Origin of the sequence: Pectobacterium parvum (assembly GCF_020971565.1) — a bacterium.
GTDB lineage: Bacteria > Pseudomonadota > Gammaproteobacteria > Enterobacterales > Enterobacteriaceae > Pectobacterium > Pectobacterium polare.
Genome location: NZ_CP087392.1, coordinates 1,072,060 through 1,093,077, shown reverse-complemented (window position 1 = coordinate 1,093,077; position 21,018 = coordinate 1,072,060). Strand labels below are relative to the sequence as shown.

Below are 21,018 nucleotides of genomic sequence, written 5' to 3'. Positions count from 1 at the left end.
AAAAATGTCCTTTTGAATATGTTGGTGCACTTGCCCTATATAATGCGAGGTATTTCACGAAAAACACCGCCTTTCTCTTTTTACATTTATACACATTATTGTTATTTCCTCCTGAAAAACCGTGCGCAGTCAGAATGTGATCAAACTCACCAAAAATTGGGTCTTCGCCTGATAAATAAGAAACAAAAAGCGCTGGCTTAGGTCAATTGCATAATGTACGAGAAGAGAACCTCACGTATACTCGTTAGCGAGCAATGAAATAATAGCGTGGTAATCATTACCACTGCGTTTCTGATAAACCAATAATAAAGGCTTGCATCATGTCAGATAAATCAGAAAGTAATGCTGCACAAGAGCAGCCACTTTATATTAAGGTTCACGATTCTGATAATGTTGCCATTGTTGTTAATAATAATGGCTTACGTGCTGGAACCCGTTTTAATGATGATCTGGAATTAATTGAGCATGTTCCGCAAGGTCACAAAGTGGCCCTTGTGGATATCGCAAAATCAGGTGCCATCATCCGCTATGGTGAAATTATCGGGTATGCGCTGCGGGATATTGCCAAGGGAAGCTGGATCGATGAATCGCTGGTCGAGTTGCCTCAGGCTCCCGCGCTGGACACCCTGCCGCTGGCGACCAAAATCCCCCCCACGCTGCCTGCGCTGGAAGGCTACACCTTTGAAGGTTACCGCAATGCCGATGGCAGCGTAGGGACGAAAAACCTGTTGGGCATTACCACCAGCGTACACTGCGTCGCGGGCGTGGTGGACTATGTCGTCAAAATTATCGAGCGAGACTTATTGCCGAGATATCCCAATGTGGATGGCGTGGTCGCACTCAACCATCTTTATGGCTGTGGCGTGGCAATCAATGCCCCTGCTGCGGTGGTTCCCATCCGTACCATTCACAATCTGGCGCTGAACCCGAATTTTGGCGGCGAGATACTGGTGGTCGGCCTGGGCTGTGAAAAATTACAGCCGGAGCGCCTGCTGGAAGGGACGCCTGATGTACAAGCCATCTCCCTCGACGACACCAGCATTGTCCGCTTGCAGGATGAACACCACGTTGGTTTCAGATCGATGGTGGATGACATTCTGACGATGGCAGACAAGCACCTGCAACGGTTGAACAAACGTCAGCGTGAAACCTGTCCGGCCTCTGAGCTGGTTGTCGGCATGCAGTGTGGCGGCAGCGATGCTTTCTCCGGCGTCACCGCAAACCCAGCCGTTGGTTTTGCCTCCGATCTCTTGGTTCGCTGCGGTGCAACCGTCATGTTCTCCGAAGTGACCGAAGTGCGCGATGCCATTCATCTGTTAACACCACGCGTCATCAATGAAGAAGTCGGTAAACGCCTGCTGGAAGAAATGGCCTGGTACGATAATTATCTCGACAGTGGCCAGACCGACCGTAGCGCCAACCCATCGCCGGGCAATAAAAAAGGTGGCCTCGCGAACGTGGTGGAAAAAGCGCTGGGTTCCATCGCCAAATCCGGCACCAGCGCGATTGTCGAAGTCCTGTCCCCCGGACAGCGCCCAACCAAACGTGGCTTGATTTACGCCGCAACACCGGCCAGCGACTTCGTGTGCGGCACCCAGCAGCTCGCTTCTGGTATCACCGTGCAGGTCTTCACCACCGGTCGCGGTACCCCTTATGGCCTGCTGGCTGTCCCCGTCATCAAAATGGCGACCCGAACCGCATTGGCAAACCGCTGGCACGATCTGATGGATATTGATGCCGGAACCATTGCTACCGGAGAGGCCACGATCGAAGACGTAGGCTGGCAGCTTTTCCACTTCATTTTGGATATCGCCAGCGGCAGGAAAAAAACCTGGTCCGATCAGTGGGGGCTGCATAACGCCCTGGCCGTCTTCAATCCAGCGCCGGTAACCTGATTACCGTTCTCCGCAGGCCAGCGTCATTATCTGGTCTGCGGATCGCGTTATTTGATCTACAATAAATTCAGCAGTAATAAAAATGAAAGAAAGACGGTAATTAAAAGAATAAACAGCAAGACAGCAACAATTGGCTTCATTTAGGAAAATAAAATACACAGAAAATTAACAAGTGATTTTTCCTAATCGTCAATAGTTATCATATAAAACACATTTCAAGTAAAAATTCCATGTTCTAATCACCTATTTCCTATCATTTTTTTCCTGATTATTTATTGCCAATAAAATGAATCAATTGACAGGATAATCGACCTCATAATAAATTTACACCTGCTGAAAAAGCGTGCTAATACTGATGAAACATTTGTTACAAAATCGCCATCACGCACAATATAGGGTAAATAGGCCGCCCATTATAAATAATGCATAACATTATTTTATATAAATGAACGAGTCACCCAAAAAATTTCAGTATACCCATTTGAATAACTTGAATATTTACACAGCAATATGCCTGACAGATTTCACGGGACGAACCATTCGGCAGCGACACGGCGTTTCAGCCTCTGTAATAACCAGAGTGTCTGAGGCGAGAAAAGCGGCCAGCGTGTCTGAACCTGGAAACTGAGCGGGATACGTACGCCGGGGTTTCTAATGAGATTAAATACACCTGTTACACAGCAGGAGTATCTGTTAGACATGGACACCATATTGATGTCCACGACAAATATTCACAGCCACATCACCTATGCCAACTCTGCCTTCATTGCGGTTAGTGGTTTTTCCGAAGAGCAGCTCATCAACCAGCCTCACAATATTGTGCGCCATCCCGACATGCCCGTTGAAGCCTATGCCGACATGTGGTTTACGCTGAAACAAGGCGATAGCTGGACTGGGTTAGTTAAAAATCGTCGCAACAACGGTGACCACTACTGGGTTCGCGCCAACGTTACGCCGGTCTACCAGCAGGAGCAGCTCGCAGGCTATATCTCAGTACGTAACACGCCCAACGCAGAAGAAATCAAGTATGCCGAAACGCTGTATAGCGCCGTGCAGAAAAAACAGGCGGGCAGCCGTAAGTTCTACAAAGGATTAGTCGTTCGCACCGGACTCTTTTCGCCACTGTCGCTCTTGCAAAAATTGTCAGTCCGCTGGCGCTTGCGTTTAGCCGTCTTAGCAGTGGGACTCATTCCTGCACTACTTGCTTTCAATGGCATGAATCCACTGTGGCTACTGGCACTGACGCTATTACTCATCGTCATCACGGATCAGTTTCTGCAACAGCAAATTGCACAGCCGATCAGGATGATAATGAAGCAGGCTCAGCATGTGGTATCGGGCCGTAAAGTAAAGCATGTCCACCTGAACCGGGTCGACGAAATTGGCTTGCTGCTACGCTCTGTTAACCAGTTTGGCCTAAACCTGCATTCGCTTGTCGACGACGTCAGTACACAGGTAAACGGCATCACCAAGGTCAGCCATAAGCTGGCGGAAAACAACGTCGACCTGAATACCCGCACGGAAGAGACATCGGCCAATCTGCAACAAACTGCCGCTGCCATTGAAGAAATTACCGTTGCCGTGCAGCAGAGTGCAGAAACGGCAGCACAGGCCACCACCATGGCAGAAGCCGCCAGCAGCACCGCGTTTAAAGGTGGCAATATCATGAAGGAAACCATCGGCATGATGGATTCCATCTCCAGCGCCAGCGATAAAATCGTTGATATCATTGGCGTGATAGACAGTATTGCCTTCCAGACCAACATCCTTGCGCTGAATGCGGCCGTTGAAGCCGCTCGTGCTGGCGTACAAGGACGCGGGTTTGCAGTGGTAGCCGCTGAGGTTCGCAATCTGGCGCAGCATTCCGCCTCTGCGGCCAAAGAGATTAAAACGTTGATCGATGCTAACGTCCAAAGTGTGAAACAGGGCAGCACAATGGTCGAGAATGCGGGCAAACATATCAGCGACATCGTTGATGAAGTCTTGCAGGTCTCCACCATGATCAAAGAGATCAGCAACGCAACGCATGAGCAAACCTCGGCATTGGGCCTGATCAATACCTCTATTGCACAGATAGAAAAAATGACGCAGCGCAACACCGATATGGTTACCCACTCCACAGAAGCTGCTGAAGGGCTCAACCTTCAGGCAAGGCGGCTGAATAGCGCGATTAACGTGTACGGTAGTTAACTGACGTCATCTCATCCATTGCGGCAAGGGCGTGGAAAGCGCCCTTTCCCCTTTTCTTCCCTTCGAGCAAACGCATCGCCCCTCACGTTTTGTAAGTTTTTCGTAAAGAAAAGAGTGACACAGCCGATAGTGATCGGAGAACTGACCTATTTCAGGAGGAAGTGATGTCCAATGATATCAGCCGGATTACAATGAATACGGTGTCAACAGTCCCGTTGGCCTCTACGGCCAGTAAGTCTGCATCTAATACAGAAAATAAAGCTGCGTCGACTAATGAGAGTAAGGCTGCGCCTGCTGGCAGTAGTGGTGCTCAACAAAAAATTGCCGCAATACAACATCAGATCAAACAGCTGACTAAAAAGCTAAAAGAACTGGGCGAGTCGGCCAGCACTGCGCAAAGTGAAGATGAGCGCAAACTCATCAAACAGCAGCAGCAGATGATCCAGGCGCAAATTCAGGCGCTCTATGCCGAAATTGCCCGCATCCAAAAAGAAGAAGCTGAAAAGAAAGCGATGGAAGCAGAATCAAAATCAACATCACAACAAACTGCAAATAAAGACAAAAACGGCGGTGTTGATATCTACGTCTAACTGCAATATCTGGCGTATTCCCCTCTTTTTTCTCTCTCTTTCCTGACTGATACATTTTGTTACATGAGCTGTCAGGAAAGTGAGTATTTCATGTTTCATTGCCAACAATATCCCCTTCGAGAAAGTGCTTAAATTGCTGATGCACAGGCATGTAGCCCAAGCCATTCGGGTATAAACCCTAAATAATTCGAGTTTCAGGCAGGCGGCAAGCGAGGGAATCCCGATGAGCTTACACAAGTAAGTGATTCGGGTGACTAAACGTAGCCAACGCACATGCAACTTGAAGTATGACGGGTACATCGGCATCTTTTCAGGAGGGAAAATGTCAAACACCATCAGCAGTATCAGCGTATCGACAACCACGGCAAGCAGCAGTAAAAGCAGTAGCAGCACTTCGGAGCAACAAGTTGCACAGCTCAACAAGCAGCTCCAAACGCTAACCAAACAGGTCAGTAAGCTGGCCGAATCCGCTTCCAGCGCAGAGAGCGACGAAGAACGTAAGCAGATCGAGCAACAGCAACAGACCATTCAGGCGCAGATCCAGATGCTACAGGCGCAAATTGCCCGTTTGCAGAGTGAAGGATCGGAACAACAGTCTGATTCCTCTGCTTCGACTCAAAGTGCTAAACAAGAAGGCGTTAACCGCCCGACAGAAGATAACCAGATTAATATTTACGTGTAGTCTGCGTCAGGGATGGGGTAGTCAGTCAACGTGAAAGGTCGCTTCATTGAAGCGACCTTTTTTCGTCAGAGGGTGTGGCAGGAAGTGGGTAATCAGGAACGGGATCGCTTCAGCGGCGTGACCAACCCTTGCAGACCTTCTATCTTGATTGCCAGCGTAATCTGCATCAATTCCCCTAAGCGACCTTTAGGAAATTCATCCTTGCGGGAGAACCACAGCAGGTACTCTTCCGGTAAATCAATCAGCACTCGCCCTTTGTATTTACCAAAGGGCATCTGCATCGTGGCAATGTCTATCAGGTCTTCTTTTTCCATCCGTTTACGCCCCCAATAGTCGGATCATTTCCGCCTCATCGATCACTGAGATCCCCAGTTCTTGCGCCTTCGCTAGCTTAGAGCCTGCGGCTTCACCAGCGATCACCATATCGGTTTTCTTCGAGACGCTGCCGCTCACTTTTGCCCCTAACGCCGTTAGCCGATCTTTGGCTTCGTCGCGAGACAAAATACTTAGCGATCCGGTCAATACCACCGTTTTCCCCGCAAATGGGCTGTCGATCTCTTCCGCATTGACCACCTGAACCTCAGGCCAGTGAATGTTGATGCCTGCGGGATCGGTCAGTTCACGGATCACCGTTTGGTTGTGCTCTTCTTCAAGGAAGTGACGCACGTGCGCGGCAACGACTTTACCGACATCCGGCACCTCCAGCAGCGCGTCTTCATCGGCAGCAAAAAGAGCTTCCAGCGAACCAAAATGAGCAGCCAGATTAGCCGCCGTCGATTCGCCAACGTCGCGGATCCCCAACGCATAGAGGAAGCGTGCCAGCGTGGTATTTTTCGCCTTTTCCAGCGCATTGACCAGATTCGTCGCGGATTTCGGCCCCATGCGATCCAGCCCCGTCATGATCCCGGCGCTCAGGCGAAACAAATCGGCTGGCGTCTTGACGTACTCTTTTTCCACCAGTTGATCGATGATCTTATCGCCCATGCCTTCCACATCCAATGCGCGACGAGAAACAAAATGCTTCAGTGCCTCTTTGCGCTGGGCACCGCAGATCAAGCCAGCGGTACAGCGCGTGACGGCTTCGCCTTCCACACGTTCAACATCAGATCCACACACGGGACAAGCCGTAGGGAAAACGATCGGCTGCACCGTTTCTGGCCGTTCAGATTCCACGATGCCGACGATCTGCGGGATAACATCCCCCGCTCGACGCACAATGACGCGATCGCCAATCTGCAAACCTAGCCGCTCAATTTCATCGGCATTATGCAGCGTGGCGTTGCTGACGATAACCCCAGCCACAGCGACGGGTTCCAGACGCGCAACGGGCGTAATCGCGCCTGTCCGCCCAACCTGAAACTCGACATCACGCACCCAGGTCAGCTGTTCCTGCGCCGGGAATTTAAAGGCTACCGCCCAGCGAGGCGCACGGGCAACGAACCCTAACCGCTCCTGCAACTCCAGAGAGTCAACTTTGACAACGACGCCGTCGATATCAAAGCCTAACGAACTGCGGGTCTGCTCAACCTGACGATAAAAATCGAGTACTTCGGCCGGACCAGTACATAGCTTAATTCTGTCGCTAACCGGCAGTCCCCACGCCTTGAACTGCATCAGCCGCTCCCAATGGCTTGCGGGCAACTCACCGCCTTCCAGCAGACCAACGCCATAACAGAAGAAGGTCAGCGGACGCTTAGCCGTAATCCGCGGGTCAAGCTGGCGCAGCGATCCGGCGGCAGCGTTACGCGGGTTGGCAAAGACTTTACTCCCCGTACGGCGAGCCTCTTCGTTCAGCTTTTCAAAACCGCTGTGCTTCATAAACACTTCACCGCGTACTTCAACACGACGCGGAATATTGTCACCCTCAAGGCGCAGTGGAATCGCTGCAACGGTACGAATGTTACTGGTGATATTTTCCCCTGTCGTGCCATCTCCACGCGTGGCCGCCTGCACCAGAACGCCGTCTTCATACAACAGGCTGACGGCTAAACCATCCAGCTTTAGCTCGCAGCAGAAGGTCAGATCGTCACCGTTCTTCAGCCTGTCGCCAATTCGCTTGCTGAAGGCCAGATAGCTCTCTTCATCAAAGACGTTATCCAGCGATAACATCGGCACTTCATGGCGTACCTGCTCAAATGCCGCCAGCGGTGCAGCACCCACGCGCTGCGTGGGAGAATCGCTGGTCACCAACTCGGGGTGATCCGCCTCTAACGCTTTCAGTTCCTGCATGAGTTTGTCATATTCGATATCAGGAATTTCGGGCGCATCTTCAACGTGATATTTGTATTCGTGATGGCGTAAGACCCGGCGCAACTCCGCTACCCGCAGTGCGGCCGCATTCACTTCGGCTGGTTCTTTCTTCACTGGTTTCATACCTGTTTTATCTGACGTGTCGCCCTGTCGGCGTCGTGATTGTTATGATTCTCGCCCGTGATGTACCAGAGCGAGAATCATTAGCTTGCGGCCTAACGGCGTCGAAACCTTTCGAGCACCGTCAGTTTTATTTCATTTAAGATTTAGACGTGTTGGCTTTAATCGTGTTGATGATGTTCGTCGTGGAACAGCCGTCCTCAAAGTTCAGGACTTTCACTTCACCGCCGTTGGCCCAGACTTCTTCACTACCGGCGATTTCATGTGGCTGGTAGTCTCCGCCTTTCACCAGAATGTCCGGCAGAATGCTGGCAATCAGGCGCTGCGGCGTATCTTCTTCAAACGGCACGACCCAATCGACAGCTTCCAGCGCCCCCAGCACGATCATCCGCTGCGGCAGCGGGTTGACGGGACGAGTCGGCCCCTTCAGACGCTTGGTTGAGGCATCGCTGTTTACCGCAACAATTAATCGGTCGCCAAGTTTGCGGGCGTTTGCCAAGTAAGACACGTGTCCGGCGTGCAGAATATCGAAGCAGCCGTTGGTCATCACAATCTTTTCGCCACGCTGACGCGCCAGTTCAACGGCGTGTTTCAACTGTTCTTCGGTCATCACGCCAAATCCGGTTTCGGCACGGCCGCGGATAGCATTTTCCAATTCAATCGGCGTGACCGTTGACGTACCCAGCTTGCCGACGACAACGCCTGCGGCGGCATTCGCCAGGAAGCAGGCCTCTTCCAGTGTGTTACCTGCCGCCAGCGCAGCGGCCAGCACACCAATGACGGTATCGCCCGCACCGGTCACGTCATACACTTCCTGAGCCTGCGTCGGCAAATGCAGCGGTGCTTTGCCCGGCTGTAGCAGCGTCATTCCTTGCTCGGAACGGGTAATCAGCAACGCGGACAGATCGTAATCGGCCACCAGTTGCATACCGCGCTCAACCAGTTCTTCTTCCGTTTTGCAACGTCCTGCCACCGCTTCGAATTCAGACAGGTTTGGCGTCAGCAATGTCGCGCCACGGTAACGGGCAAAATCCGTGCCTTTCGGGTCGATCAGCACCGGAACGCCAGCCGCTTTTGCCGTCTGAATCATGGTTTGCACATGCGCTAATGCGCCTTTTGCATAGTCAGACAGCACGAGTGCGCCAATTTTTGGCAGCGCCAACTGAATACGTTCGATAATCGGCTGAGGATCAATCCCCTCAAAGCCCTCTTCGAAATCCAGTCGGATCAACTGCTGATTGCGCGACAGCACGCGCAGCTTGGTGATCGTCGGGTGCGTAGGAACAGCGACAAAGTCACACTTCACATTCACTTCGCCAAGTTTGGCATTCAGTGCGCGAGCAGCATCGTCAATACCCGTTAAGCCCACCAGACGCGAGCCTGCGCCCAATGCAGCAATGTTCATGGCGACGTTCGCCGCGCCGCCTGGGCGCTCTTCGATCGTATCAACCTTGACCACAGGCACCGGTGCCTCTGGTGAAATTCGGCTGGTCGGCCCATACCAGTAACGATCCAGCATGACATCACCCACCACTAATACACCCGCTTGACGGAAATCAGGCAGCGTCACTTTCATCCTCTACTCCAGGCTTATTTCGCATAATGCGCGTAATAATATCATAGGCACGTATCATACACGCCACTGCCGCGCGGCTCTAAACCGCACGGCACATTTGACCATTAGATAGGAGGAACTTACGCTCCCACTAACCACTTATTCCAACTCACCAGTACCTGCTCCCGCTCCGCAACAAACCGATCTTTGCTGACCCGACCGGACAACTCCTGCAAGGCCAGATGGTGCAGTTCATTGCGCATGGTGACGTAGGCCAGCTTGAGCGCATTGGCTTCGCTCTCTTCCATCACGCCATATTGCGCCATCAGTTCCAGAATACGCACGTTGTCTGACCAACGGGTCAAGCGTGGTTCCTGAGCGGCGTAACGCAGCATCAGATACTGGGCAATGAATTCGATATCCGTAATGCCGCCCGCATCCGTTTTGATGTCAAAGAGTGCTTTATCTTTGTTCGCCAGATGCTGACGCATTTTTTCCCGCATTTCTCGCACTTCGGTGCGCAGAGTCTCCGCGTCACGCTCTGCGCACAGAATACTGCGGCGAATAGACTCAAAAGTCTGCTGCACGCCGCTTTCGCCGTACACCATACGCGCGCGCACCAGCGCCTGATGCTCCCACGTCCATGCCTCATTGTGCTGATAGTCATCAAACGCTTCTACCGTACTCACCAGCATACCTGCCGCGCCCGATGGCCGCAGACGGGCATCCACTTCATACAAAATGCCTGATGACGTCCGGGTGCTAAATAGATGCATCACTCGCTGTGCGAGGCGCAGGTAGAACTGTCGGCCATCAATACTGCGTTCGCCATCCGTCATCACGTCCGATGGACAATCCAGCAAGAACACCAAATCCAGATCGGAGCTGTATCCCAGCTCCCAGCCACCGAGTTTGCCATAAGCAATAACGGCAAACCCACGGCCTTCACGATGCTGCAAATGGGACGGCTGACCATAGCGCGCCACCATCTGTCCCCACGCCTGCTGAACCACTGCCGCGATAATCGCTTCCGCCAGATACGTTAAGTGATCGCTCACTTTCATCACTGGCAGTACGCCGCCGATATCCCCTGCGGCGATACGCAGTTGCTGCGACTGTTTGAACTGGCGAACCGCTTCTAACTGCTGTTCTTCGTCATCCTCAGGGACGCGCATCAAATACTGACGTAGCTCATCGGCGTACGCCCCCGGTGCCGTCGGCTGATACAGCGTTGACGCATCGAGTAATTCATCCAGCAGCAGGGGATAGCGTGCCAACTGGCTGGCAACCATCGGCGACGCCGCACACAGGCGAATCAACTGAGCGAGCGCAGCACGAGACTCCAGCAGCAGTTCGAGATAGGTGGTTCGTGTGACGATCCCCAGCAGCAGCGGCGTCAGACGAGACAGCACCCTATCCGCTTCCTGACGAGCGCAGACTTCCGCCAGCAAACACGGCATGAGCTGATCCAGCACGTCTCGCCCGCGTGGCCCTATGGTGCGTTTCGCCACATCGTGACGGAATTCAACAATCGTCCGCATCAGCTTTTCACGCACGCTTTCCGAGAGATGCGGCGTCAGCGGAGCCAGTTCGCCGTCGTCCAGCGTGTCCTGCCATAGGCTGCTATAGCTGCCATGTTCGGGGATATCATTATTGTCCGGCGCATCATCGCCAATCAGGTCATCAAATACATGGCGCACCGACTGCATATGCTGTTCCAGCATAGATTGCAGCGTGTCCCAGTTGTCGAAACCCATTCCCCATGCCAGCCGCTGCTGATTCAGCTCATCACCCGGCAAGGTTTGCGTCTGTTCATCGGCAATCGCCTGCAACAGGTTCTCTAAACGACGCAGAAACAGGTAAGAGGTACTGAGGTCGAGCACCTGCTGCGGCGTTAATAACCCCAGTGCTCCTACATGCTGAAGCGTAGGCAGCAGCGAGCGTCCCTGCAATCCCGGTTCACGTCCGCCACGAATCAGTTGGAAAACCTGTGTGATAAATTCGATTTCACGAATGCCGCCCGCACCCAGCTTGATGTTGTTGCGCAGATCCCGGCGACGCACTTCACGGGCGATCATGCCCTTCATATTTCGCAGCGATTGGATCACGCTGAAATCGATATAGCGACGGAAGACGAAGGGCTTCAGCGTACTGCGCAGTTCCTGACTGTAGGCATCGTCCATTCCCCCCATCAGGCGCGCTTTGACCATCGCATACCGTTCCCAGTCTCGGCCCTGCTCCTGATAGTAATCTTCCATCGCCGCAAAGCTGAGCACCAGCGGGCCGCTGTCACCAAAGGGACGTAGCCGCATATCCACGCGATAAACAAAACCATCGACGGTCGGCTGATCCAGCACCTTGATGAGTCGCTGCCCCAGACGCGTGAAGAACTGCGCGTTATCCAGCTCGCGCCGCCCGCCTTGCGTATGGCCATTTTCGGGATAGACGAAGATCAGGTCGATATCCGAAGAGAAGTTAAGCTCTCCCCCACCCAATTTTCCCATGCCAAGAATCAGCAGAGGCTGAGCCACACCCTGCGCATTGCAAGGTGTGCCCCACTCGCGACAACAGGCCTGATATAGCCAGCTTCTGGCCGCCACAATCATCACCTCGGCCAGTTCACTCAACTGACGCAAGGTGTGTTCCGTCGTACTGGTTTGCAGCGCCTGTGACCACGCAATTCGCGTCAACATATGTCGGCGAAACCGTCGCAATGCGGCCATCAACGCATTTTCATCGTTAACATCGGCCAATGCATTGCTCAACCAGTCGGCGTAGTGCTGCCACTCTTCGGGCTGCGGCGGTTGCTGATGAATCCCTTGCCACCAGTCAGGATTCAGCGCAAGCGCATCGCTGACAAAATCACTCAATGCCAGAACAGCAGAGTCACTGTCCGTTATCGGTTCATCAGGTGCGGCTTCCCGCAAACGTGACAGAGCACGCTGAGATTGTTCCGTCAGAAGCACAGGTAAAGCGGGCAAAGGAAGTATCGACATGGGGGTTCCCTTGATGCGCCGCCTATCCTCACTGACAAGCGGCAGTTAACGGTTACTGTGATGGTCCGCCGCTATGTAACCAGAACGGGGACAAGTTCAGCACCTCTTTACGGTAGGCTTCCAGATACGCAGAAGGAGCCTTCCCGGCAGCGAGCCGCTCAATTTCGTGCAGTAACGCCTGCCAGTGTTCAACGTAGGCTTCCACTTGCTCCGCCGGATAGGCACCGGATAAGAGAAGAAAAGCGTAGATATTACGTTGCAGGCGAGGAATCTGCTGTTCGTACTGCGCTTCCGTCAATTTAGAAGAAAAGGCGCTTTTCAGCTCCGCAGTGCTGCGGCTTAGCATAATGTCGGCAAAGCGTTTGAACGAGCCCTGTAACTTAATGCGATCTTTATTACCCATATGATCACGCCAGCCAGACTCGACCAACCAGGAAGTCAGTACTAACTTACTTTGCAGATACTCAGCGCTGTAACACACATCCGCGCCATCGGGGCCTTGTAGCCGAGCCTCCAGAGTGGCGAGTGCAGAGCGAAAAAGCGTGGTGACCTTGCGTAACACGACGCCTCCCACCAGCACCAGCATTTCGCGCATCAACGCGCTGGCCTCTGGCAGAGCTTCACGGGCAGAGGCATTCCCTCTTGCCCACAGTTCTTCATGGTATTGCCAGTGACTCAACCCTAGTTCCAGCGCCGCGCGGATGGCTTGATCGATATTGGTTTTTGGATCAACAACCAGTCGATTGAGAGGCTGGTACTCGCGAACCGGATTACCTTTAGCCAGATGGTATCCGCGCGCTGCCTTACTCAGGCTGCCCTGCCGCATACCACCAAACTCTGCGATTTCCTTTGCCAGTTCCAACAGATGGGTGGTCTGCCCGACCTTAAGCTCCATCTCCAGTTCGCACAGCGGTTCACTCAGATCCCCGGCACGAATCTCACCGCGATCTAAAGCAACCTCAATCACGCTTTGATAGTAAGTAAACACCCACTTTTCACGCGTAAAATCTGTACTAAACAGCGGATTGAGCGACGATTGCAGCACCTTAACATCGCAATCTTCCGGCCAGACGTCCGCCGGAAACAGGCTGAGATCCAGCTCGGCTTTCTCCAGCTCAACGTTATATTCTGGATGTTGATGCAGCCCGCCAATCACCTTGCCAGCCGTTTTCGCCGTCATTTCGTAGCGTTCATTTTCGCCGCGAATACGCAGGCCGATGCCATTGCGGCGCAGGTAATTATCCGTCGTTTCATAATAGGTATTGCTCAGACGCTGAGCACGCATGTGCTCATACTGACTGTAATCACTCTCCCAGTCAGCCAGTTGCGTCAGCAGCGATTCAACGCTGTCGGGATGAACAATAAACTTCAGCTCAATTTCTTCACTCATAGCATTCACAACACCAAGACCGCGTTCATTATTATGTCAGTAAATAACATTTTACCTTACCTGACTACTCTTACCGCACACACTCTTTTTCACCTGCGAACAAGCGCGCATTTCTTATGCAAACCTGTCATCAACTGCGCGGTTTTACCCCGTTTAAACACGCTGCACACCGCCTTCTAAGAACCTATCCCAGTAAGCGTTATTGGGGCGAAATAGCCCTCATGGGATAGGTTCTAAGACTGTTCTCATTTCGGTTTATACATTGCCTCGTCAGACTTAAGCCTCTACTATCGGACCACCATTAACGCAACATGATGATCTTATGCAGAAATTAGGCTTACTCTGTTTTACTTTATTTTCTCTCACGCTGAGCTGGACCGCACAGGCGGAAGAAAAACGCTACATTTCCGATGAATTATTGACGTATGTCCACAGCGGGCCGGGCAATCAATATCGTATCGTCGGCACCGTGAATGCTGGCGCTGAAGTCACGCTACTCAGCGTTAATGAAAGCGCGGGCTATGCGCAGATCCGTGATGATAAAAACCGTACGACCTGGATCCCCCTCGACCAGCTTAGCAATACGCCAAGCCTGCGCACGCGGGTGCCGGCGCTGGAGAATCAGGTCAAAGACCTGACTGACAAACTGAATAATATCGATCAGACCTGGAACCAACGTACCGCAGATATGCAGCAGAAAGTCGCTGCCAGCGATAGTGTTATCAACGGGTTACGTCAGGAAAATCAGGATCTGAAAAATCAGCTTATCATCGCACAGAAGAAAGTCAGCGCGGCAAATGTCCAGCTTGACGATAAGCAGCGCACCATCATTTTACAGTGGTTTATGTATGGCGGCGGCGTTGCTGGCATAGGTTTGCTGCTGGGTCTGCTGTTACCGCACATCATCCCTCGCAAAAAGAAAAATGATCGCTGGATGAGCTAATCAGAACACGTGCCTGCTTCTTGCAGGCATTTTTCTTTGCGGCCAACGCTGCGGCGCAAAGATGGTAGTATGTAGTGAAGTATTGGTTATTGATTCAGGAGCCCGACGTTGAAGATTTACCTTGTCGGCGGCGCTGTTCGGGACAGCCTGCTGGGTTTACCCGTCACCGAGAAAGATTGGGTGGTGGTCGGCGCGACGCCGGAGAACCTGCTTGCGCAGGGTTACCAGCAGGTTGGAAAGGATTTTCCCGTCTTCTTACACCCCGTTAGCCGCGATGAATACGCCCTCGCGCGTACCGAACGCAAATCTGGCAAAGGCTATACCGGGTTTGTCTGCCATGCCGCCCCCGATGTCACGTTAGAGCAGGATTTGCTGCGCCGCGATTTGACCATCAATGCCATTGCCCGCACCGAGCGGGGCGACCTTATCGATCCTTATCACGGTCGTCGCGATCTTGAAAATCGCGTACTGCGCCACGTCTCCGAGGCATTTAGCGAAGATCCATTACGGGTGCTGCGCGTCGCCCGTTTTGCTGCGCGTTTTGCGCATATCGGCTTCCAGATTGCAGAAGAAACCATGGCGCTGATGCAAAAAATGGCGCATGAAGGCGAGCTGGCTTACCTGACGCCAGAGCGCGTCTGGAAAGAAACGGAAAAAGCGCTCGGCACATCGTCGCCAGATGTCTATTTTCAGGTGCTGCGAGACTGCGGCGCACTGGCCGTACTGTTCCCTGAAATCGATAACCTGTACGGCGTGCCAGCCCCCGCCAAATGGCATCCGGAAATCGATACCGGCATTCATACGATGATGACGGTGGCGATGGCCGCGCGCCTCAGTCCCGAGATTGACGTACGTTTTGCTACGCTGTGCCACGATTTAGGAAAAGGGCTGACGCCGCCTGAACTCTGGCCGCGTCATCTTGGCCACGGCCCAGCGGGCGTCAAACTGGTTGAAGCATTGTGCCAGCGCCTGCGCGTACCGAATCCGATTCGCGATTTGGCAAAGCTGGTTGCGGAATATCATGACTTGGTTCATACCGTGCAGGTGCTGCAACCCAAAACCCTGCTGAAGTTATTTGATGCGATTGATGTCTGGCGCAAACCGCAACGTCTGGAGCAGCTAGCGCTCACAAGCGAAGCCGATGCCAGAGGCCGTGCCGGTTTTGAAGAGAACCCGTATCCACAAGGTGATTACCTGCGTGAAGCCTTCCGTGTCGCCACTCAGGTCAGCAGTGCGGACGTCGTTGCCGATGGGTTTAAGGGCATTGACGTACGCAACGAACTGGCACGTCGCCGCATTCATGCACTGGCAGACTGGAAAGCACAACAACCGGATAGCTCGGGCACGTCCTGAAACAAAGAGGCCACGCTAATGCGTGGCCTCTTCTCTCTATAACGGTCGACCTAAAATCTACGCACTCAGTCTTACATAAACACCATGTAAACCACGCCTGCGACGATAAAACGGTAAATCGCAAACGGGATAAACGAGATGCGTTTGATGATTTTCAGGAAGGTTTTAATCGCAATCAGCGCCACGAGAAACGCCGTCACGAAACCAACGGCAAACATCGGCACATCGGCCAGCGACAGGAAATGCCAGCTTTTATACAGATCCAGAACGGTCGCCCCCATCATCATGGGAACCGCCAGAATAAAAGAGAACTCAGAAGCGGCATAGCGGCTGACGCCCATCAGCATCCCGCCGGAAATGGTTGCCCCCGAACGTGAAAAGCCGGGCCACAGCGCCAGACATTGAAAACAGCCAATCATAAATGCCTGACGGTGCGTGATGTCATCCAGCCCGACAGCACGCGGCTCTTTTGGCTTGAACCATTCCGCCGCTAGCAGCAGGAAGCCACCGATCACCAGCGCATACATCACGTTCTGCGGATAAAACAGCGACTTGATGAAGTCATGAAAAATCAGGCCAAGCACCACTGCGGGAATCATTGCCAGCAAGATGTGCGTCAGTTTCAGTCGCCCAGCAGTTTTCCCCTCGTGCGGAACTTCACCGAAGTGAATCCCTATCAGACCAAAGAGGCGGCGCCAGAACATCACGACAACGGCCAGAATTGAGCCAAGCTGAATGATAACTTCAAACGTCTTGGCTTTCTCATCAGCAAACCCTAACCAATGACCAACAATAATCATATGCCCTGTAGACGATACGGGCAAAAACTCGGTCAGTCCTTCGACCACGCCAAGAATAAATGCGATTAGCAATGAATGCAGGTCAGTCATCTAAAAATCCTTGCCTCTAATAAAAACGAAAATGCAGCGCACAAAAAAGCGGCCGCGTACTTCCGCGAGCCGCTATAACTGGCTTATAGACTATTTGGGTTACGGTTTAGTTGCACGTAAATCAGTATTTATTCTGTTAAATCAGATTTATCGCGTGCCGCGCTCAATAATGACGCCAACCTGACGTGCCTGTGCGACAGCACCCGGCTTGCTGAGCTTGATCCGCAGCCAGGGAATCGAGAAGCGCTGCATCAGCATGTGTGCGACTTCTTCAGCAACACGTTCCACCAGAGCAAAGCGCTGATTTGCCACGTGGGCAATCACCGCTTCGCTGACATCGGCATAGCTCAGGCAGTCATTCACATCGTCACTGGCGGCTGCCTGACAGTTATCCCAGCCCATTTCGATATCGAACACCAGTTTCTGCTGGATGGTCTGTTCCCAATCGTAAACACCAATAGTAGTGATTACAGTAAGTTCTTCAATAAATACGATATCCATCACGCCATTCTCTGTTTTTGTCGCTGTCGGATACCACTTCCGACGGAATGTGCGTATTATCCACAGATGAGAAGAGTAAAACGACCCTTATTAAACGTCTCTCTATACAAACTAAACGGAATAGCGTTATGAGTGTTACCGCGCTTGGTATGATGTTAATCGCGTATCTGTGTGGCTCTATTTCCAGTGCGATTTTGTTCTGCAGAATTGCTGGGCTGCCCGATCCGCGTCAGCATGGTTCTGGGAACCCCGGAGCCACTAACGTATTGCGTATTGGCGGCAAAGCGGCCGCTGCCACCGTATTGGTGTTTGATATTCTGAAAGGCATGCTGCCAGTCTGGGCCGCTTACGCGCTGGGCGTTCCCCCGCTGTACCTGGGGTTAACCGCTATCGCTGCCTGCCTCGGCCATATCTATCCGGTCTTTTTCCACTTTCGCGGTGGCAAAGGTGTGGCAACAGCGCTGGGTGCCATCGCCCCTATCGGCTGGGATCTGACGGGTCTGATGACCGGTACCTGGCTACTGACCGTGCTACTCAGCGGCTATTCCTCGCTTGGCGCGATTGTCAGTGCGCTCATCGCACCGTTTTATGTCTGGTGGTTCAAGCCACAGTTTACCTTCCCCGTCGCGATGCTCTCTTGCCTGATACTGATGCGTCATCATGACAATATCCAACGCCTCTGGCGCGGACAGGAAAGTAAAATCTGGAATAAACTACGTAAGAAGAAGCAGCCAGAAGACGAACAGACGTCCTCCGAAGAATAAGACAAAAAAATTCCCGTTTTCACGGGAATTTTTTTATGAAAGATAACGGGAAATTAGAATCGGCCGATGGCGGCAAACTCCTGCGACTGCACTTTAAACTGAGACATACTTTCTGCCAACAGGCGCGCCTGATCTTCCAGTGAGCGCGTGGCGGCCGCGGACTCTTCGACCAGAGACGCATTTTGCTGTGCGACTTCGTCCATCTGCGATACCGCCAGATTCACCTGCCCAATGCCATTGCTTTGCTCACGCGTTGCCGTTGAGATCTCACGCATCAGGGACGTCACGCGCGCCACGGCGTCAGAAACGTCATTCATCGTTTCGCCCGCCATTTTCGCCATCACGGTGCCTTCACTGACGCGACTTTGAGATTCTTCCATCAGCATTTTTATCTCTTTGGCCGATTGCGCACTGCGCTGCGCCAGACTGCGGACTTCACCCGCAACCACCGCAAATCCGCGCCCCTGCTCACCTGCACGTGCGGCTTCAACCGCCGCATTCAGCGCCAGAATATTGGTCTGGAACGCGATGCCGTCGATCACCGCCAGAATATCGCCAATGCGTGCGGAGCTGCTGGAGATCATCTGCATTTTCTCAATCATGCTGCCCACGGTCTCGCTGCCTTTATTGGCGATGTCGGACACATTTTGCGCCAGCGTATGCGCTTGTTCCGCACTTTCCGCATTCAGCGTTACCGTCGCGGTCAACTGCTCCATACTGGCTGCGGTTTCTTCCAGCGAGGAAGCTGACTCTTCCGTACGCGCAGCCAGATGGGTATTGCCGGAAGACAGCTCGCGCGTGCCGACATCAATCTGCATACCGGCGTCACGGACGCGGCCCACGGCGGTTGCCAGCGAATGCTGCATGGCCTTCATCGCCTGAATCAGACGGCCAATTTCATTATTGCCGCCATCGGCAATGCGCTGGGTCAAATCACCACGGGCAATAAACTCCAGCTGGCCGACCGTCTCTTCAAGCGGAGACAGAATAGAGCGCTTCAAGGCAATCCAGGCAGCCAACACCAGCAGCAGCACGGATATACAGGCAATACCAATGATCATCAAACGGTCGAACGCGAAGCTTTCCGCTTCTGCGAGCATGTTCTCCCCGACTTCCAGACCGAAATCACGGAATTCGTTCGCCACCTTATCCATCTTAACGCTGAGCGGTGGTAGCACGTCCTGCAACAGCACGTAATAGGCTGCGACATCGCCACGTTTCAGCGCATCAACCATCGGCTGAACGCCAAGGTTCATGTATTGCTCGTAGTTGCTTTTCACCTCTGCGGCCATTTTGGCCCCGCGTTCCGTTACGGTGCCGTAGGAAAGAAAGCGTGTCATTTCTTTGTGAGAAAGCGCCGTGTAGGCTTCTGCCCGCGCGACTGATGCATTCGCCAGATCGGTCAGCCCGTTTTCCATCTGACGAGCGGCCAATGCCGCCCCCGTTCTTGCACGCAGTGAAGCGGTATAGCTCCCCGCCAGCGCCGTGACTTCTTTGCCCTGAATCTTGTCGATTGTCGTAAGCGAAGTGATTCCCTGATTGATTGAGGTGATGCCAATTCCGCACACCAGCAATAACAGCAGTACCATCGTTCCTAACAAAGCAATCAAGCTCGTCTTGATTGTGATGTTTCTTAACATTTTTGTTTCCCTGACATTACAAATGATAAATAAATGCGGAGAAAGGCTCCGCATAACGTGATCTAGATCATGTTCCTATCGGTAAAAAACCTGCTTTCTTTAAAGAAACTTTAGTAACGAAAGTATTTTTACTTAAACGACTCACGCAAGCGCATCGCGCCTTGCACACGCTAAAAATCGGGGACATTAAACGCTTTTTGGCTATAATGACGGTCACGCTATTTCAGGTTTAAGAGAAGGAAACCGACATGAGTCTGAACAATGTCCCGGCGGGTAAAGATCTGCCGGAAGATATCTATGTAGTGATTGAAATTCCCGCGAACGCCGATCCGATCAAATATGAAATTGATAAAGATACCGGTGCGCTGTTTGTAGACCGTTTCATGTCTACGGCCATGTTCTACCCGTGCAACTACGGCTACATCAACCACACGCTGTCTCTGGATGGCGACCCGGTTGACGTTCTGGTTCCAACCCCGTATCCGTTGCAGCCGGGCTCAGTGATCCGCTGCCGTCCTGTTGGCGTGCTGAAAATGTCCGACGAAGCGGGCGAAGATGCCAAGCTGGTTGCCGTTCCGCACAGCAAGCTGACCAAAGAATACGACCACATTAAAGACGTTAACGACCTGCCTGAACTGCTGCGTGCACAGATCGGTCACTTCTTTGAACACTACAAAGATCTGGAAAAAGGCAAGTGGGTGAAAGTTGAAGGTTGGGATAACGCGGCTGCGGCGAAAGCCGAGATCGTTGCTTCCTTCGAGCGTGCGAAAAACAAATAAGCGCCACACGATATGCATTAAAGCCCTTACGGGCTCAAGATATCGCATGATCAAAAACACCGCCTTGCGCGGTGTTTTTATTTATGGCGACCATGACTTGATTGGCTACTCGGCCTCAAGCCTCTTCTTCATCATCTTCTTCACTGCGCTTTAGCCAGTCACCGCTGGCAATACGCGTCAGCCCTACAACAGGGGGCTTGTACAGATAGATCCAGGCACTGCCCAGAGGCGTACGAATCAGCTCACGTTGGTATTCGTGGCCGTCCCGCTTTAAGGCATCCAGCTCTGTCAAAATCGACGAACTAATGCGATAGACCTCGCAATGGATTTCTCCATCGCCGGGTACGACTGCCGGATAATGGCCGAGATCGTACAGCTCGAAACCTGCGAGCTGACAGTCCCCTAACCATTGCGCATTTGTCATCCAATGACTGTTTCCCTGTTTGCGTCGTAAACTGCCGTAAACAATAATTCGCATCG

General features: G+C 52.6%; 17 protein-coding genes. 8 read left to right on the top strand and 9 right to left on the bottom strand.

What is annotated here, in order from left to right:
- Positions 1–320 precede the first annotated feature (320 nt).
- The 4 genes from garD to LOZ86_RS04865 all read left to right on the top strand — a co-directional run bounded on the left by garD (position 321) and on the right by LOZ86_RS04865 (position 5,357).
- Positions 321–1,895, top strand: a complete 1,575-nt coding sequence (gene garD, locus LOZ86_RS04880; protein WP_039486224.1) for a galactarate dehydratase — start codon at positions 321–323, stop codon at positions 1,893–1,895.
- 654 nt (positions 1,896–2,549) lie between these two features.
- Complete coding sequence (locus LOZ86_RS04875; RefSeq protein ID WP_039513242.1) at positions 2,550–4,085, top strand: methyl-accepting chemotaxis protein; 1,536 nt, start codon at positions 2,550–2,552, stop codon at positions 4,083–4,085.
- Positions 4,086–4,249: 164 nt separating this feature from the next.
- A complete protein-coding gene (locus tag LOZ86_RS04870; protein ID WP_039486228.1) occupies positions 4,250–4,675 on the top strand; it encodes a FlxA-like family protein in 426 nt (141 codons plus the stop codon).
- A 322-nt stretch (positions 4,676–4,997) separates the two neighbouring features.
- Complete coding sequence (locus LOZ86_RS04865; RefSeq protein WP_039486230.1) at positions 4,998–5,357, top strand: FlxA-like family protein; 360 nt, start codon at positions 4,998–5,000, stop codon at positions 5,355–5,357.
- 92 nt (positions 5,358–5,449) lie between these two features.
- Here the strand turns inward: LOZ86_RS04865 and LOZ86_RS04860 are convergent, their stop codons facing one another.
- The 5 genes from LOZ86_RS04860 to LOZ86_RS04840 all read right to left on the bottom strand — a co-directional run bounded on the left by LOZ86_RS04860 (position 5,450) and on the right by LOZ86_RS04840 (position 13,668).
- Positions 5,450–5,671 (bottom strand): DUF3820 family protein, encoded by a 222-nt coding sequence (locus tag LOZ86_RS04860; RefSeq protein WP_039486232.1) that lies wholly within the window; start codon positions 5,669–5,671, stop codon positions 5,450–5,452.
- Between the two features lie 4 nt (positions 5,672–5,675).
- Positions 5,676–7,730, bottom strand: coding sequence for an NAD-dependent DNA ligase LigA (ligA, locus tag LOZ86_RS04855; RefSeq protein WP_052237777.1), 2,055 nt, complete (start codon positions 7,728–7,730; stop codon positions 5,676–5,678).
- A gap of 136 nt (positions 7,731–7,866) precedes the next feature.
- Entirely contained in the window at positions 7,867–9,303 is a 1,437-nt protein-coding gene (gene hldE, locus LOZ86_RS04850) for a bifunctional D-glycero-beta-D-manno-heptose-7-phosphate kinase/D-glycero-beta-D-manno-heptose 1-phosphate adenylyltransferase HldE (protein WP_230242909.1), read from the bottom strand.
- Between the two features lie 119 nt (positions 9,304–9,422).
- Positions 9,423–12,278, bottom strand: a complete 2,856-nt coding sequence (gene glnE / locus LOZ86_RS04845; protein ID WP_039513243.1) for a bifunctional [glutamate--ammonia ligase]-adenylyl-L-tyrosine phosphorylase/[glutamate--ammonia-ligase] adenylyltransferase — start codon at positions 12,276–12,278, stop codon at positions 9,423–9,425.
- 52 nt (positions 12,279–12,330) lie between these two features.
- Positions 12,331–13,668, bottom strand: a complete 1,338-nt coding sequence (locus LOZ86_RS04840; RefSeq protein ID WP_039513245.1) for a CYTH domain-containing protein — start codon at positions 13,666–13,668, stop codon at positions 12,331–12,333.
- Positions 13,669–13,990: 322 nt separating this feature from the next.
- Here LOZ86_RS04840 and LOZ86_RS04835 point away from each other — a divergent pair, with 322 nt between their 5' ends.
- Together LOZ86_RS04835 and LOZ86_RS04830 are read left to right on the top strand one after the other, a co-directional pair.
- On the top strand, positions 13,991–14,611 hold the full coding sequence (locus LOZ86_RS04835; protein ID WP_039486237.1) for a TIGR04211 family SH3 domain-containing protein: 621 nt from the start codon (positions 13,991–13,993) through the stop codon (positions 14,609–14,611).
- A 108-nt stretch (positions 14,612–14,719) separates the two neighbouring features.
- On the top strand, positions 14,720–15,964 hold the full coding sequence (locus LOZ86_RS04830) for a multifunctional CCA addition/repair protein (RefSeq protein ID WP_039486239.1): 1,245 nt from the start codon (positions 14,720–14,722) through the stop codon (positions 15,962–15,964).
- A gap of 71 nt (positions 15,965–16,035) precedes the next feature.
- Here the strand turns inward: LOZ86_RS04830 and bacA are convergent, their stop codons facing one another.
- Together bacA and folB are read right to left on the bottom strand one after the other, a co-directional pair.
- On the bottom strand, positions 16,036–16,854 hold the full coding sequence (gene bacA / locus LOZ86_RS04825) for an undecaprenyl-diphosphate phosphatase (RefSeq protein ID WP_039486241.1): 819 nt from the start codon (positions 16,852–16,854) through the stop codon (positions 16,036–16,038).
- Between the two features lie 147 nt (positions 16,855–17,001).
- Positions 17,002–17,355 carry a bifunctional dihydroneopterin aldolase/7,8-dihydroneopterin epimerase gene (folB, locus tag LOZ86_RS04820; protein ID WP_039486243.1) on the bottom strand — a complete coding sequence of 118 codons (354 nt, stop codon included), beginning with the start codon at positions 17,353–17,355 and terminating at the stop codon, positions 17,002–17,004.
- 128 nt (positions 17,356–17,483) lie between these two features.
- Between folB and plsY the strand changes: the two genes are divergently transcribed.
- Positions 17,484–18,119 (top strand): glycerol-3-phosphate 1-O-acyltransferase PlsY, encoded by a 636-nt coding sequence (gene plsY / locus LOZ86_RS04815; protein WP_039486245.1) that lies wholly within the window; start codon positions 17,484–17,486, stop codon positions 18,117–18,119.
- A 53-nt stretch (positions 18,120–18,172) separates the two neighbouring features.
- Here plsY and LOZ86_RS04810 read toward each other — a convergent pair whose 3' ends face one another.
- Complete coding sequence (locus LOZ86_RS04810) at positions 18,173–19,759, bottom strand: methyl-accepting chemotaxis protein (protein ID WP_039486247.1); 1,587 nt, start codon at positions 19,757–19,759, stop codon at positions 18,173–18,175.
- A gap of 248 nt (positions 19,760–20,007) precedes the next feature.
- On the opposite strand from LOZ86_RS04810, the gene ppa reads away from it, so the two are divergent.
- On the top strand, positions 20,008–20,538 hold the full coding sequence (ppa, locus tag LOZ86_RS04805) for an inorganic diphosphatase (protein ID WP_039486249.1): 531 nt from the start codon (positions 20,008–20,010) through the stop codon (positions 20,536–20,538).
- A gap of 115 nt (positions 20,539–20,653) precedes the next feature.
- On the opposite strand, the gene LOZ86_RS04800 is transcribed toward ppa, so the two are convergent.
- A complete protein-coding gene (locus LOZ86_RS04800) occupies positions 20,654–21,016 on the bottom strand; it encodes a gamma-glutamylcyclotransferase family protein (protein WP_039486251.1) in 363 nt (120 codons plus the stop codon).
- Positions 21,017–21,018 lie beyond the last annotated feature (2 nt).

Bases quoted from the DNA above. Each gene is read 5' to 3' on its own strand.
- ppa (WP_039486249.1), top strand. From the start codon at position 20,008: ATGAGTCTGAACAATGTCCCGGCGGGTAAAGATCTGCCGGAAGATATC.
- garD (WP_039486224.1), top strand. From the start codon at position 321: ATGTCAGATAAATCAGAAAGTAATGCTGCACAAGAGCAGCCACTTTAT.
- bacA (WP_039486241.1), bottom strand. From the start codon at position 16,854: ATGACTGACCTGCATTCATTGCTAATCGCATTTATTCTTGGCGTGGTC.
- glnE (WP_039513243.1), bottom strand. From the start codon at position 12,278: ATGTCGATACTTCCTTTGCCCGCTTTACCTGTGCTTCTGACGGAACAA.
- LOZ86_RS04810 (WP_039486247.1), bottom strand. From the start codon at position 19,759: ATGTTAAGAAACATCACAATCAAGACGAGCTTGATTGCTTTGTTAGGA.
- LOZ86_RS04865 (WP_039486230.1), top strand. From the start codon at position 4,998: ATGTCAAACACCATCAGCAGTATCAGCGTATCGACAACCACGGCAAGC.
- ligA (WP_052237777.1), bottom strand. From the start codon at position 7,730: ATGAAACCAGTGAAGAAAGAACCAGCCGAAGTGAATGCGGCCGCACTG.
- LOZ86_RS04840 (WP_039513245.1), bottom strand. From the start codon at position 13,668: ATGAGTGAAGAAATTGAGCTGAAGTTTATTGTTCATCCCGACAGCGTT.
- plsY (WP_039486245.1), top strand. From the start codon at position 17,484: ATGAGTGTTACCGCGCTTGGTATGATGTTAATCGCGTATCTGTGTGGC.
- hldE (WP_230242909.1), bottom strand. From the start codon at position 9,303: ATGAAAGTGACGCTGCCTGATTTCCGTCAAGCGGGTGTATTAGTGGTG.
- folB (WP_039486243.1), bottom strand. From the start codon at position 17,355: ATGGATATCGTATTTATTGAAGAACTTACTGTAATCACTACTATTGGT.
- LOZ86_RS04875 (WP_039513242.1), top strand. From the start codon at position 2,550: ATGAGATTAAATACACCTGTTACACAGCAGGAGTATCTGTTAGACATG.
- LOZ86_RS04835 (WP_039486237.1), top strand. From the start codon at position 13,991: ATGCAGAAATTAGGCTTACTCTGTTTTACTTTATTTTCTCTCACGCTG.
- LOZ86_RS04800 (WP_039486251.1), bottom strand. From the start codon at position 21,016: ATGCGAATTATTGTTTACGGCAGTTTACGACGCAAACAGGGAAACAGT.
- LOZ86_RS04860 (WP_039486232.1), bottom strand. From the start codon at position 5,671: ATGGAAAAAGAAGACCTGATAGACATTGCCACGATGCAGATGCCCTTT.
- LOZ86_RS04870 (WP_039486228.1), top strand. From the start codon at position 4,250: ATGTCCAATGATATCAGCCGGATTACAATGAATACGGTGTCAACAGTC.